Raw genomic sequence first — 13,759 nt, 5'->3', positions numbered from 1 at the left:
CGGCCGATCAGGTATTTTTATCGGGACCGAGCTCGGGCGGGGCCGGCATGCCCGCTCGGGCGCCATGGCATGAATGAATGCACGGGGCCGGTCGCCGGCGCGGCCTCGCGCCGTCGCCTCAGGCGCGTTCCGATGGCGGCATCAGGCCCCGGCTTCGACCAGCCGCAGCCGTGCCCCGAGCGCTTCCTCGATGAAGGTGCCGGTGTTCTCGTAGTGGGCGGCGAGCAGCGCGGTGCCGGCGTCCGCGTCTCGCGCAAGCGCGGCGTCCCTGAGGATCGCGTGCTCGGCGACGACGTCGCGGCCGGCGCGGCGGCCGGTTCCCTCCGCCATCAGGTGCGGACGGCGGTAGCGCTCCGACTGGACGTACAGCTGTTCGGCGAGATGCAGCAGCGACGGCGATCCGCTTCCGGCAAGCAGCGCGGCGTGGAACGCCGCATGACGCTGCTCGAACGTGATGCGGTCGGCATCGGACTGCGGCGCGCGCGCCGCGCATTTCGAGAACGCATGGAAGGCCGCCACCACGCGCGCTTCCCAGAGCTCGTCGCCGTTCAGCATCGACAGGCGGAAGGCCTCGCCTTCCACCAGGATTCGGGCCCGCAGGATGTCCCACATCTCGTCGAGCGAGATCGGGGCGACGCGGAATCCCCGCAGGCTGGTCTGGACGGCGAGACGGTCGGAGGCGAGCCGGGTGAGTGCCTCGCGGATCGGCGAGAAGGAGTAGCCGTAGCGTTCCTTCAGCGCCTCCAGCCGCAGGGGTTGCTCCGGCTGGAAAACTCCATCCAAGATGTCGTTGCGGATCTCGTCGTATGCCCGATCGGCAAGGCTCCCGGCGGGCTTCTTCAGGGCGGTGTCCGGCGGGGTCATGCGGGCGGCGTGCCTCAGGGTTGGCGGTTGCTGCGGGAACAGATATCAGCGAAGCATTGATTTTACGCAAGATCGAGAATTTTATAAAATCTTGACGACAGGGCGAAGAGCGCGTTAGCTCCGGGGCAGATGGTCCATGGGCGGAGCAGTTCGGCACCGCAAGCGAGGAGATGGTCGAGTGAGCAAGGCTTACGACGAATATCGCGAGGACGTTGCCGGCCGGGCGAACGTCGAGGACACCCCGGAACTCGTCGCCTACTACAAGGAGTTGGCGGAGACCGACACGGCGGCGCTGTGGACGGTGGCCAACAAGATCGAGCCGTGGGAGCCGGTCTCCTCCTCGGTGCCGGTGCTCTGGCGCTATGCGGACCTGCGCGACAAGGTGCTGAAGTCCCTCGACCTGGTGACCGCCGAGAAGGCCGGCCGCCGGGTGATCTACCTCAACAATCCGGGACGCACCGACGTGGCCGCCGCCGTCGGCTGGCTCTATTCGGGCCTGCAGGTGATGAAGCCGGGCGAGCGCGCCTCGGCCCACATCCACGCCGCCTCGGCGCTGCGGTTCATCATCGAGGGCCGCGGCGCCTACACCATCGTCGACGGCCACAAGATGACGCTGGGTCCGAACGACTTCGTGCTGACCCCGAACGGCACCTGGCACGAGCATGCGATCGCCGAGGACGGGACGGAGTGCATCTGGCAGGACGGCCTCGACATCCCGCTCACCAACGCGCTCGAGGCCAACTTCTACGGCGTCCACGACGACCTGCACCAGGTCGTCGGCTATCCGGTGAACGACTCCACCGCCCAGTGGGCCGCCCCCGGCATGCTGCCGGCCGGCGAAACCTGGAAGAAGGGCTACTCGCCGCTCTTCAAGTACGAGTGGGAGCCGGCCTACGAGGCGCTGAGCCGCCATGCGCAGGCGTCCGACGGATCGCCCTACGACGGCATCTTCATGAACTACGTGAACCCGGCGACCGGCGGCCACGTCATGCAGACGATCGGGGCCAGCATGCAGATGCTGCGTCCGGGCGAACGCACCAAGGCCCACCGCCACACCGGCAGCTTCCTCTATCACTGCGCCAAGGGATCGGGCTATTCGATCATCAACGGCAAGCGGTTCGACTGGAAGGAGCACGACATTTTCTGCGTGCCCTCCTGGGCGTGGCACGAGCACGGCAACCTGTCGGACAGCGACGATGCCTGCCTGTTCTGCTTCAACGACCTGCCCGTGATGGAGAAGCTCGGCTTCTGGCGCGAGGAGGCGTTCGGCGACAACGGCGGCCAGCAGCCCGTCCACGCCTGACCCACCTCCGACATCTTCCTGGCATGAGCGGCGGACAGGATCGGTCCGCCGATCGCCGTGCCTGGCCCATTCTGGCCGCCCCGCGCGACCGTCCCACCGAAGGCTGCCGATGCGGCCGCCCATGAGAAGAGACACATGAAACTCGTTACCTACCGCAAGACCGTAGAAGATCCCGCCCGCCTCGGCGCGCTCGTCGAGGGCTATGTCCTCGACGTCGAGCGCCTCGGCTACGGCGTCGGGATCGAGCTGCCCCACCGGATGCTCGACCTGATCGCCGCCGGCCCGGCCGCCTGGCGGGTGCTCGGGCAGATCATCGAGGTCGGGTTCGACGACTGGGCCGTCGACGCGGTGATCCCGTTCTCCAACGTGACGCTGCTGGCGCCGATCCCGCGCCCGGCCAAGAACGTCTTCGGCATCGGCCTCAACTACGTGGAGCACGTCGAGGAGTCGGCGCGCACCCTGGATACCTCCATCGAGCTGCCGAAGGAGCCGGTGATCTTCTCCAAGCCGCCGACGGCGGTGATCGGGCCGAACGAGCCGATCCGCCACAACGCGGCGCTGACCCAGCAGCTCGACTGGGAAGTCGAGCTCGCGGCGATCATCGGCACGACGGCGCGTGGCGTCTCCAAGGAGAGCGCGCTGGAGCACGTGTTCGGCTATTCGGTGATGGTCGACGTCTCGGCCCGCGACTGCCGCCGCGCCGGTCAGTGGATCGTCTCCAAGGGCCAGGACACCTTCGCCCCGTTCGGCCCGTGCATCGTCACCGCCGACGAGATCGGCGATCCGCAGGATCTGGAGCTTTGGCTGACGATCAACGGCGAAGAGAAGCAGCGCTCCAACACCCGCCACATGCTGTTCAAGGTCGATCACCTCGTCTCCGACATCTCGTCGTGCATGACGTTGGAGCCGGGCGACATCATCGCCACCGGCACGCCGTCGGGCGTCGGCGCCGGGCGCGATCCGCAGGAGTTCATGTGGCCGGGCGACGTGCTGGAGTGCGGCGTCGAGAAGATCGGCACGCTGCGCCATCCGGTGGTGAAGGCGTGACCCGGTGACGGCGCCGGACGAGCCAGGGTTCCGGTCCTTCGACTTCACCGCCATGACGGCGGATGAATGCTACCGGCTGCTTGCCTCGTCGATCGTGCCGCGGCCGATCGCCTGGGTGGTGAGCCGGTCGAAGGCGGGCGTCCTGAACGCCGCGCCCTATTCCTTCTTCAACTGCTTCGGGGGCGATCCGCCGGTCATCGCGATCGGCTTCCTGCCCCAGGAGCCCTTGAAGGACACGGCGCAGAACATCCTCGATACGGGCGAGTTCGTGGTGCACCTCGTCTCCGAGGAGCTGGGCGACGCGATGAACCTCACCTGCATCGACGCGCCGCCCGAGGTCGATGAATTGTCGCTCGCGGGTCTCGAAACCGTGCCGAGCCTCCAGGTCGGTCCGCCGCGTCTGGCCGCCGCCGTGGCCGCCTTCGAGTGCCGTCTCGCCCATCACATCTGGACGGGCCCGAAGCAGCTGCTCGTGGTCGGGTCGGTGGTGGAGGCGCATTTCCGGCGCGACATCATCGACGACGGCGACCGGCCGCGCCTCGATACCCCGGCGATGCACGTCATCGGCCGCATGCACGGCCGCGGCATCTATGCGCGCACGACGGATCTTTATGAAATGGATCGGCCGCAGTGGAGCGACCGGAAAGAGGCCAAGGAGACACGCTGACATGGGCAAGGTCACGCTGGCGGTGGTTCAGGCCGCGACGATTCCGTTCGACGCGGAGGCCGCGACCGACAAGTGCGTCGGCCTGCTCGCCGACGCCGCGGCCAAGGGCGCGCGGCTCATCGTGTTTCCCGAGGCGTTCATCGGCGGTTATCCGAAGGGCCTCGACTTCGGCTGCTGCATCGGCCGGCGCACGCCGGAGGGGCGCGACGACTTCCGCCGCTACGTGGACGGCGCCATCGCCGTTCCCGGACCGGAGGTCGACCGGCTGGTCGAGGCGTGCGCGGCGGCGGATGTCCACGCCGTGGTCGGCGTCATCGAGCGTGACGGCGGCACCATCTACTGCACCGCGCTCTATCTCGGACCCGAGGGCCTTCTCGGCAAGCACCGCAAGGTGATGCCGACCGGCTCGGAGCGGCTGGTGTGGGGCTTCGGCGACGGCTCGACGCTGACGGCCGTCGACACGCCCTACGGCAAGCTCGGCGGGGCGATCTGCTGGGAAAACTACATGCCGATGCTGCGCATGGCCATGTACGCCAAGGGCGTGGAGCTATGGGCGGCGCCGACGGCCGACGACCGGGAGAGCTGGCCGGCCACCATGCGCCACATCGCCATGGAAGGCCGCTGCTTCGTGCTCTCGGCCTGCCAGGTCATGCGGCGTTCCGACTACCCGGACGACTACCAGAGCCGCATCGAGGCGGAGCCGGACGACTACCTGATGCACGGCCGCTCGCTCATCGCCGGGCCGCTGGGCGAGGTGCTGGCCGGGCCGCTGCTCGACGAGGAGGGGATCCTGACGGCGGAGGTCGACGTGGCCGACCTGGTCGGCGCCAAGCTCGACTTCGATGCCGCCGGCCACTATGCGCGCCCGGACATCTTCTCGCTGCAGGTGGACGAGCGGGTGAAGGCGCCGGTCAGCGGCGCCTGAGCTTCGCCGGCTAAGGATCTTCCGCGGCTTCCGCCGGACTGCCTTCACGAGAAAGCCCGGGTCGATCGAGGATCGGCCCGGGCTTTTCCGTGTCACGTCGATGCCGGGGGTCTCAGGCGGTGAAGATCGCCTTGTCCTCGCCGTCTTCGCGGATCCAGGTCGGCAGGCCGATCTTCGCCAGCACCGACAGGAACGGCTGCGGCGGCAGCTCTTCCACGTTGGCCATCTTCTTCACGTCCCACTCGCCGCTGGCGATCAGCAGGGCGGCGGCCACCGGCGGCACGCCGGCGGTGTAGGAAATGCCCTGGCTGCCGACTTCCTTGTAGGCCTCGGCGTGGTCGGCGACGTTGTAGATGAACACCTCGCGCGGCTTGCCGTCCTTGGTGCCCTTCACCACGTCGCCGATGCAGGTCTTGCCGGTGTAGTCCGGCGCCAGCGACTTCGGATCCGGCAGCACCGCCTTCACCACCTTCAGCGGCACGACTTCCTGGCCGTCGGCCAGCGTCACCGGCTGTTCCGAGAGCAGGCCGAGGCTCTTCAGCACGGTGAAGACGGTGATGTAGCGCTCGCCGAAGCCCATCCAGAAGCGGATGTTCGGCACTCCCATGGTCTGCGACAGCGAATGGAGCTCGTCGTGGCCGCTCATGTAGGTCGTCTGCTTGCCGACCACCGGCAGGTCCCAGTCGTGGCGGACCTCGAACATCTGGTTGGTCTGCCAGGCGTTGTTCTGCCACGAGTAAACGACGCCGGTGAATTCGCGGAAATTGATCTCCGGATCGAAGTTCGTCGCGAAGTAGCGGCCATGATTGCCGGCGTTCACGTCGACGATGTCGATCTCGTCGATGGTGTCGAGATAGTCGTCACGGGCGAGTGCCGCATAGGCGTTCACGACGCCCGGATCGAAGCCGGCGCCGAGCACGGCGGTGACGCCTGCCTTCTCGCACTCCTCGCGGCGCTTCCACTCGTAGTTCGCGTACCACGGCGGCGTCTCGCAGATCTTCAGCGGCTCCTCGTGGATGGCGGTGTCGATGTAGGCCGCGCCGGTGGCGATGCAGGCCGACAGCACCGACATGTTGATGAACGCCGTGCCGACGTTGATGACGATCTGGGAGCCGGTCTTCTCGATCAGCGCGGAGGTCGCGGCAACGTCCCGGGCATCCAGCGCGTGCGCTTCCAGCACGCCGTCCACCTTCAGCGCGTTCTTCTCGCGCACCGAGGCGATGATCTCCTGGCACTTCTCGACGGTTCGGGACGCGATGTGGATGTCCCCGAGCACGTCGTTGTTCTGGGCGCACTTGTGCGCCACGACCTGTGCCACGCCGCCGGCGCCGATGATCAGGACGTTCTTTTTCATTCCGGGGATTCGCTCCGTCGTTTTCTCTGCCAAGGCTTCAGGAAAGATTTGTCTCGAAGTCCGTGTAGTCGAAGGCGCGCACGAGGCGGATGCTGCCGTCGAGCTCGCGCACGGCGATCGAGGGCATGCGCACGCCGTTGAACCAGTTCTTCTTGACCATCGTGTAGCCGGCCGCGTCCTGGATGGAGATCCGGTCGCCGATCTTCAGCTTCTCGGGAAAGCGGAATTCGCCGAACACGTCGCCGGCCAGGCACGACTTGCCGCAGATCATGTAGCGGTGCGGACCCTCGTTGGGCGCGATCTTGGCTTTCTCGCGATAGATCAGCAGGTCGAGCATGTGCGCCTCGATCGACGAATCGACGATGGCGAGGTCCTTCTCGTTCGTCAGCGTGTCGAGGACGGTGACCTCCAGCGTGGTGGTGCCGGTGATCGCCGCCTCGCCCGGCTCCAGGTAGACCTGCACGCCGTACTTGTCGGCGAAGGCCTTCAGCCGCGCGGCGAACGCCTCCAGCGGGTAGTCCTTGCCGGTGAAGTGGATGCCGCCGCCGAGGCTCACCCATTCCACCTTCGACAGCAGCGCGCCGAAACGGGTCTCGATCTCGCCCAGCATCCGGTCGAACAGCCCGAAGTCAGCGTTCTCGCAGTTGTTGTGGATCATGAAGCCGCTGACGCGGTCGAGGACGCCGGCGACGCGCTCCGGATCCCATTCGCCGAGCCGGCTGAACGGGCGCGCGGGATCGGCGAGGTCGAAGCTCGACGAGCTGACGCGCGGATTGAGCCGCAGGCCGCGCACGATGCCGGCCGCCTGGCGCTCGAAGCGCTCGAGCTGGCCGATCGAGTTGAAGATGATCTTGTCGGCGTGGGAGATCACTTCGTCGATCTCGTCGTCGCCGTAGGCCACGCTGTAGGCGTGGGTCTCGCCGCCGAACTTCTCGCGGCCGAGACGCACCTCGTAGAGCGACGACGACGTCGTCCCGTCCATGTGCTCGCGCATGAGATCGAAGACGCACCAGGTCGCGAAGCACTTCAGCGCCAGCAGCGTCCGGGCGCCCGACAGGGTCCGGAGCCGGTCCATGACCTCCATGTTGCGGAGCAGAGCCGCCTTGTCGATCAGGTAGTAGGGCGTGCGAAGCATCGCGCGGTCGGTCCAGGTCGGGTCGGTTACGGGCGGCGACAATGCGCGGACATCATGTCGCTCGGGTGACGAGATGGTTGCCCAGGGACCTGCGTCATAGGCAAGCCGGGCGCCGCGGACAACCCGCAAGGCGGATCCGGGCGGCACTTCCGCCCGGCCGGAGCGCCATCCGGCAGCATCCGCTTGAGTGCATCCAGCGCAAAGGCAAGGCACGCGGCAGCGAATCCGGATTGACATCCGCCGGATGTGTGTTTCAATTATCGATATCAAGTTTCACATAATGAAACAAGTACAGGGAGGAGAGACTGATGCGGCGTATTCTCGCGCTCGCTGGAGCGGCCATGATCCTGGCCGGACCGGCCTATGCCCAGGATTTCACGTTCAAGTTCGGCCATGCGGCCTCGTCCAAGCACCTGTTCCAGACGGGTCTCGACATCTTCGCGGAGAAGGTCGCCGAGAAGACCGACGGCAAGGTGAAGATCGAGGTCTACGGCGATCGCCAGCTCGGCGACGACAAGCAGCTTCTGGAAGGCCTGCAGATCGGCGTCATCGACGGCGCGCTGGTTTCGGCCCCGACGCTGCCGCTGGTGCTCGGCGCGACCGCGTTCGACGCGCTGCAGCTGCCGTTCGTGGTCACCTCCTACGAGCAGATGGCCGATGCGCTCGGCTCGCCGGTGGGCCAGGAGCTCCTGGACACGCTGGACGCCAAGCAGATCAAGGGCCTCGGCTACATCGAGGCCGGCCAGCGTCACTTCCTGTCCAAGTCCAAGCAGGTGAAGTCGCTTGACGACTTCGCCGGGCTGAAGACCCGCATCGTTCCGATCCCGCTGCACAAGGCGACGTGGGAGGCCGTCGGCGTCAATCCGATCGGCATGGCCTACGGCGAGGTCTATTCCGCGCTGGAGACCGGCACCATCGACGCGGTGGAGATCAACCTCTCCTCGATCCAGTCGGAAAGCCTGTACGAGCCGGCCAAGCACGTGACGCTGACGGGCCACTATTTCTGGCCGGGCGTGATCATGATGTCGGGCATGGCCTGGAACAAGCTGCCGGAAGACCTTCAGGCCGCGCTGGTGGAAGCCGGCAAGGAGGCGACCCAGGAGCAGTACAAGATCGCAGCAGCGCAGGAGGCCGAAACCGAGGCCTTCCTGAAGGAGCAGGGCGTGGAGATCGGCGAACTCGACGACATCGCCGCCATGCAGGCGAAGACCAAGCCCGTCGTGGAAGCGTGGGTGAAGAAGGATCCGCTGATCCAGACGTTCTACGACCAGATCCAGTCGGGGAAGTGAGATGACCGGGCGGACCAACGTCTACAAATGGGAAACGCTTCCGCGTGAGACGGTGCGGCCGGGCGTGACCCGCACGGCCTTCCGCGGGGACAACGCCCTGATGGTGATGAACTGGCTGGAGCCAGGCATGGAGGTCCGCCCGCACTCCCATCCGTTCGAACAGCTCGCCTACATCCTCTCCGGCCGGGTGAAGTTCACCATCGGCGAGGACGTGGTCGAGGTCGGTCCGGGCGAGGTGGTGCGCATTCCACCGGACGTCGTCCATTGCGGCGAGCCGGTCGGAGACGAGGTGGCCGTCAATCTCGACGTGTTCGCGCCGGTGCGCGACGACTACCGCCACCTCACCGCCTATCAGGAAAACGACTTCGCCGACTGACCCGCGAGGGAACGTCGATCCGACGGCCAGCGCCCGGCACTCCGCCGGGCGACGGGTCCGTTCGGCCGGAAATTGGGGTCGCCAGGATGGCATTGGCACGCACAACCAGGATCTACCACGGGGCGATGAAGGCCTTTCTGGTCGCGCTCATCGCCGTGCTGCTGGCCGTCATGGGCCTGCAGATCGTGATGCGCTACTCCTTCAACGCCTCGCTGATCTGGGCGGAGGAGGTCTGCCGCTACCTCCTCATCTGGGTTTCGCTGCTCGCCGGCGTCTTCGCCTACGAGCGCGGCGAACTGGCGGCGATGACGCTTCTGCGCGACAGCCTGCCGCGCCGCGAGGCCCTGGTGCTCGCCATCATCTCCAACCTGGTTTCCGCGGCCCTGTGCGTGCTGCTGGTGCACTACGGGCTGCGCTTTGCCGAGATGGTCGGCTCGCAGCCGATCCCGGCGTTCCGGTTCCTCTTCCAGGACACCTTCGGCTGGGGCGTCGAAACGGTGCCGCGTGTCTTCTGGGTCTATGCGGTGCTGCCGCTGGGCATGGGCCTGCTGGCGATCCGGCTGCTCGTCGACGTCTGGCACTATGTCGGGCTGCTCAGGAGCGGCGGCAGTGTCGACGACCTCCGCCCGCACGCGCCGGAGGGTCTTCCGGAATGACCCTCTACCTCGCCGCCTTCCTCGGCTTCCTGGTGCTGGGCGTGCCGATCGCCTTCAGCCTGGGCCTCGCCTCGGTCGTCTACCTCCTCGCCAACGACCAGCTGATGCTGATGATGGCCTTTCCCCAGAAGATGATCGCCGGCATCGACAACTTCGTCCTCCTGACGATCCCGTTCTTCATCCTCGCCGGCAACCTGATGAACTCGGCCAACCTGACCCAGCAGATCGTCCGCTTCGCGCAGATCCTGGTGGGACGGGTGAAGGGCGGGCTGGCGGCGGTGAACGTCATCGCCAGCATGATGTTCTCCGGCGTCAGCGGCGCCGCCACCGCCGAGGCCTCGGCGCTCGGCAGCGTCATGATCCCGGCCATGCGGCGCGACGGCTACGACCCCGCCTATGCGGCGGCGCTGACGGCCGTCGGCTCGCTGCTCGGGCCGATGGTGCCCCCGTCGCTGTCGCTGATCCTCTACGGCGTGCTGACTGGCACTTCGATCGCCGATCTGTTCCTGGCCGGCATCGTGCCCGCCTTCGTGCTGTGCGGCCTGCTCGTCGTCTACGCGCTGTGGAAGGCGCGTCGCGAGAACCATCCGCTGCCGCCGGTGCTGCCGAAGAGCGAGCGGGCCGGCGCCATCGCGCGGGCGCTGCCGGCCCTGTTCCTGCCGGTCATCATCGTCGGCGGCATCCGCTCCGGCGTGTTCACGCCCACCGAAGCCGCGGCTGTGGCGGCGATCTATGCGCTCGTCATCGGCACGGTCGTCTACCGCACCCTGTCGCCGCGCCAGATCGTCAACTCCTTCTACGAAACGGCGACCATGTCGGCCGGCGTCATGCTGGTGGTGGCGATGGCGTCGATGACCTCGTTCATCCTCGGCATCGAGAACATCCCGCAGTCGATCGCCCAGGGCCTCCTCGCCCTGACGGACTCGCCGGTGCTGTTGCTGATCCTCCTGAACGTCATCCTGCTGGTCCTGGGCTTCTTCCTGGAGCCGCTTGCGGCCCTCATCCTGGCGATGCCCATCCTCAACCAGCTGAGCCCCATCATCGGCCTCGATCCGGTGCAGTTCGGCGTGATGATCGTCTTCAACCTGATGATCGGCATGGTCACTCCGCCGGTGGGCCTCTGCCTGTTCATCGTCTCGGCGATCGGCCGCGTGCCCCTCGACAAGGTCAGTCGCGCGGCGCTGCCGATGATCGGCATCTGCCTGGTCGTGCTCGCCCTCGTCGGCATGGTCCCGGCGCTGTCGCTCACCCTGCCCGCCCTGATCGGACACTGAGGAGCGCGGCATGGCAGAAGGCATCGACAAGACCGCCAACCAGTCCACCCAGGTGGCGTTCCGCATCATTGAGGTGATGGCGGCGGCCGGCGAGACCATGCGCGTCACCGATCTGGCGCGGCAGCTCGGCATGCCGAAGGCGCGGATCTACCGCTTCCTGCAGACGCTGGTCTCCATCGGCTACGTCGTCCAGGACACGGAGACCGAGCGCTACCGGCTGACCCTCAAGCTCTTCCATCTCGGCCAGGCGATCGCCGACGGGACCCAGCTGATCACCGTGGCGCGGCCCGAGCTGATCCGCCTGCGCGACGCCACCGGCCAGACCACCACGCTCTCGGTGCTGGAAGAGCAGGGCATGCGGGTGATCGACATCGTCCGCACGGAATCGCCGGTCCAGATCATCACCAAGCCGGGGGCGCTGCTGGGCTTTCACGCCTCGGCCCAGGGCAAGCTGGCGCTTGCCTTCGGTCCGGCCCGCCTCTGGGACGTGGTGCGCGCCGGGCCGCTCGAGGCGGTGACGGCGTCCACCAAGACCGATCTTGCGGTGCTTGAGCGCGAGATCGTCCAGGTGCGCAAGCAGGGCTGGGCGGTCGCGCCGAGCGAGCTTCTGCCCGGCGTCAACGCGATCTCGGCACCGATCCTCGACGCCGCCAACCAGATGGTCGGCTCGATCAACATCGCGGGCTCGGTCCAGACGATCCGTCCGGATCCGGACGCGGCACAGATTTCGGCGGTCCGCGGGGCCGGCCAAACCATTTCAGTCAGCTTGGGTTGCACGGAGTACGTTGGATGACGCGATTTTCCCTGGCCATCGATATCGGAGGCACGTTCACCGATGCCGTGCTGCTCGCCTCGGACGGGCGGAGCTTCGTCGACAAGACGCTGACCACCCACGGCAATCTGCTTGAAGGCTTCTTCCGGGGCGTCGATCTGGTTCTGGGGCGCGCCGGCATCGGCCCGACCGACGTCGACGATGTCGTCGTGCACGCCACCACCGTGGTGACCAATGCGCTCATCGAGCGCAAGGGTCCGCCGGTCGGTCTGATCCTGACCAAGGGCTTCCGCGACATCCTCTACATCCGCGACGAGCACCGCTACGACATGTTCGACCCGCAGATCGAGTTCGCGGAACCGCTGATCCCCTCGGAGCGGACCTACGTGCTGGACGAGCGGATGTACGCCGACGGCAGCGTCGAGACGCCGGTGGACCGGGACGAGGTGCGGGCGATCATCCAGGAGTGCCGCAAGGCGGGCGTCGTCTCCGTCGCCGTCAGCCTGCTGAACGCCTACCGCAACGGCGAGAACGAGGAGACGGTGCGCGCGGTGTTCGCCGAGGAGGCGCCGGAAATCTACGTCTCGCTGTCCAGCGAGATCGCCCCGCAGATGCGCGAGTACCTGCGCACCTCCACCGTCGCCATCAACGCCTACACGGTGCCGATCACCCGGCCGTACCTGACCGCGCTGACGGAGGAACTGGCGACGCGCGGCTTCTCCCAGCAGCCGCTGATCATGCTGTCCAACGGCGGCGTCATCGGCGCCGAGCGGGCCGGGCGCTTCCCGGTCCGGATGATCGAGTCCGGTCCGGCCGCCGGTGCGCTCGTCGCCTGCTACTTCTCGCGCCTGTTCGGCATCAAGGACCTGATCTCGTTCGACATGGGCGGGACGACGGCCAAGGCCTGCATGATCCAGAACCACGAGCCGCTGGTCACCGGCACCTTCGAGGTCGATCGCCGCTACCGCTTCAAGCCGGGCAGCGGCATGCCCATCACGGTGCCCTCCATCGACATGATCGAGATCGGCGCCGGCGGCGGGTCGATCGCCTCCATCGACAGCCTCGGCCTCCTGAAGACCGGGCCGGAGAGCGCCGGCTCGATCCCGGGACCGGTCTGCTACGGGCGCGGCGGCGAGAACCCGTGCGTCACCGATGCCGACGTGGTGCTCGGCATCATCGATCCGGACCGCTTCCTGGGCGGCGACATGACGCTCGACGCCGACGGCGCGCGCGCCGCCCTGGGCGCGCTCGGCAAGAAGCTCGGCCTTTCCGCCGAGAAGGCCGCATGGGGGGTGTTCGAGGTGGTCTGCGAGCAGATGGCGGCCGCCACCCGCACCCACGCCACCGACCGGGGCATCGACTATCGCGGCCTGCCGCTGCTCGCCTTCGGTGGCGCCGGGCCGGTGCATGCGTGCATGGTCGCCGAGCTCGTCGACGGCGAGACCATCATCTACCCGCCGCTGGCGAGCGTGCTGTCAGCCTTTGGCACGCTGGTCACGCCGGCGCAGATCGATCTCGTGCGCAGCGTGGTGTCGCCGCTGGAGGGCATCGACTGGGACGCCGTCGACCGGACGCTCCAGGCGATGATCGAGGAGAGCACGCTGGCGCTCAAGGAGGCGGGCATCCGCGACGAGGACCTCGAGTTCTCCTTCGCGGTCGACATGCGCTACCTCGGCCAGCAGTCCGAGGTGCGGATCCATCTGAGCGAGGACCCGCGCAAGGCACGCGATGCCTCCGCGATCCGCGAGCTCTACGAGCGCGAGTACGAGGCCCAGTACGGGCTGAAGCTCGCCGACATTCCGATCGAGGTGGTCAACTGGCAGGTGACCGGCAGCGGAAAGAAGCCGGACCGCTCGACGGCGCCGGTCGCGCCCACCGGGTCCAGCGCCGCCGCCGCCACGCGCACCGTCTACCTGCGCGGCGAACCGACCGAGGTGTCCGTCTATCAGCGCAAGGAGCTGACGACGGCCGACCGGGTCGAGGGCCCGGCGATCATCGAGGAACGCGAAACCACGATCTTCATTCTCGAGGGCTGGACACTCGGCCTCCACGAAACCGGCAGTCTGGTGGCCGAAAAAGCGAAGGGAGGCCGCTGAG

13 protein-coding genes are annotated in these 13,759 nt (G+C 67.3%); 10 read left to right on the top strand and 3 right to left on the bottom strand.

Translation table 11 applies throughout. The features are described from left to right. Window positions 1-141: 141 nt before the first annotated feature. Window positions 142-864 (bottom strand): GntR family transcriptional regulator, encoded by a 723-nt coding sequence (locus AB7M35_RS10125; protein ID WP_453959380.1) that lies wholly within the window; start codon window positions 862-864, stop codon window positions 142-144. A gap of 178 nt (window positions 865-1,042) precedes the next feature. Between AB7M35_RS10125 and AB7M35_RS10120 the strand changes: the two genes are divergently transcribed. From AB7M35_RS10120 to AB7M35_RS10105, 4 genes are all read left to right on the top strand, one after another. Continuing rightward, a complete protein-coding gene (locus AB7M35_RS10120) occupies window positions 1,043-2,167 on the top strand; it encodes a cupin domain-containing protein (protein ID WP_453959378.1) in 1,125 nt (374 codons plus the stop codon). 135 nt (window positions 2,168-2,302) lie between these two features. After that, window positions 2,303-3,214, top strand: a complete 912-nt coding sequence (locus AB7M35_RS10115; RefSeq protein ID WP_453959376.1) for a fumarylacetoacetate hydrolase family protein — start codon at window positions 2,303-2,305, stop codon at window positions 3,212-3,214. Window positions 3,215-3,218: 4 nt separating this feature from the next. Beyond that, window positions 3,219-3,881: a flavin reductase family protein gene (locus AB7M35_RS10110; RefSeq protein ID WP_453959374.1), complete on the top strand. Its 663-nt coding sequence runs from the start codon at window positions 3,219-3,221 to the stop codon at window positions 3,879-3,881. Window position 3,882: 1 nt separating this feature from the next. Further along, window positions 3,883-4,806 carry a carbon-nitrogen hydrolase family protein gene (locus AB7M35_RS10105; protein WP_453959372.1) on the top strand — a complete coding sequence of 308 codons (924 nt, stop codon included), beginning with the start codon at window positions 3,883-3,885 and terminating at the stop codon, window positions 4,804-4,806. Between the two features lie 112 nt (window positions 4,807-4,918). Here the strand turns inward: AB7M35_RS10105 and AB7M35_RS10100 are convergent, their stop codons facing one another. Continuing rightward, window positions 4,919-6,160: a saccharopine dehydrogenase NADP-binding domain-containing protein gene (locus AB7M35_RS10100; protein ID WP_453959370.1), complete on the bottom strand. Its 1,242-nt coding sequence runs from the start codon at window positions 6,158-6,160 to the stop codon at window positions 4,919-4,921. Window positions 6,161-6,197: 37 nt separating this feature from the next. Then, window positions 6,198-7,295 (bottom strand): carboxynorspermidine decarboxylase, encoded by a 1,098-nt coding sequence (gene nspC / locus AB7M35_RS10095; RefSeq protein WP_453959368.1) that lies wholly within the window; start codon window positions 7,293-7,295, stop codon window positions 6,198-6,200. A gap of 308 nt (window positions 7,296-7,603) precedes the next feature. Here nspC and AB7M35_RS10090 point away from each other — a divergent pair, with 308 nt between their 5' ends. From AB7M35_RS10090 to AB7M35_RS10065, 6 genes are all read left to right on the top strand, one after another. Further along, the gene (locus AB7M35_RS10090; RefSeq protein WP_453959366.1) at window positions 7,604-8,584 is read left to right on the top strand and encodes a TRAP transporter substrate-binding protein; all 981 of its coding nucleotides are present in this window, start codon (window positions 7,604-7,606) and stop codon (window positions 8,582-8,584) included. A 1-nt stretch (window position 8,585) separates the two neighbouring features. Continuing rightward, on the top strand, window positions 8,586-8,960 hold the full coding sequence (locus AB7M35_RS10085; protein ID WP_453959364.1) for a cupin domain-containing protein: 375 nt from the start codon (window positions 8,586-8,588) through the stop codon (window positions 8,958-8,960). A 92-nt stretch (window positions 8,961-9,052) separates the two neighbouring features. After that, window positions 9,053-9,616, top strand: a complete 564-nt coding sequence (locus AB7M35_RS10080; protein WP_453959361.1) for a TRAP transporter small permease — start codon at window positions 9,053-9,055, stop codon at window positions 9,614-9,616. After that, on the top strand, window positions 9,613-10,890 hold the full coding sequence (locus AB7M35_RS10075; protein WP_453959359.1) for a TRAP transporter large permease: 1,278 nt from the start codon (window positions 9,613-9,615) through the stop codon (window positions 10,888-10,890). The genes AB7M35_RS10080 and AB7M35_RS10075 overlap by 4 nt, the downstream gene beginning before the upstream one ends. 10 nt (window positions 10,891-10,900) lie before the next feature. Further along, window positions 10,901-11,683 carry an IclR family transcriptional regulator gene (locus AB7M35_RS10070; RefSeq protein WP_453959357.1) on the top strand — a complete coding sequence of 261 codons (783 nt, stop codon included), beginning with the start codon at window positions 10,901-10,903 and terminating at the stop codon, window positions 11,681-11,683. Next, window positions 11,680-13,758, top strand: a complete 2,079-nt coding sequence (locus AB7M35_RS10065; RefSeq protein WP_453959355.1) for a hydantoinase/oxoprolinase family protein — start codon at window positions 11,680-11,682, stop codon at window positions 13,756-13,758. The genes AB7M35_RS10070 and AB7M35_RS10065 overlap by 4 nt, the downstream gene beginning before the upstream one ends. Window position 13,759 lies beyond the last annotated feature (1 nt).

The organism is Amorphus suaedae, assembly GCF_053629675.1.
Note: the sequence above shows the minus strand (reverse complement) of the source record. Positions and strands in the feature narration are given on the sequence as shown.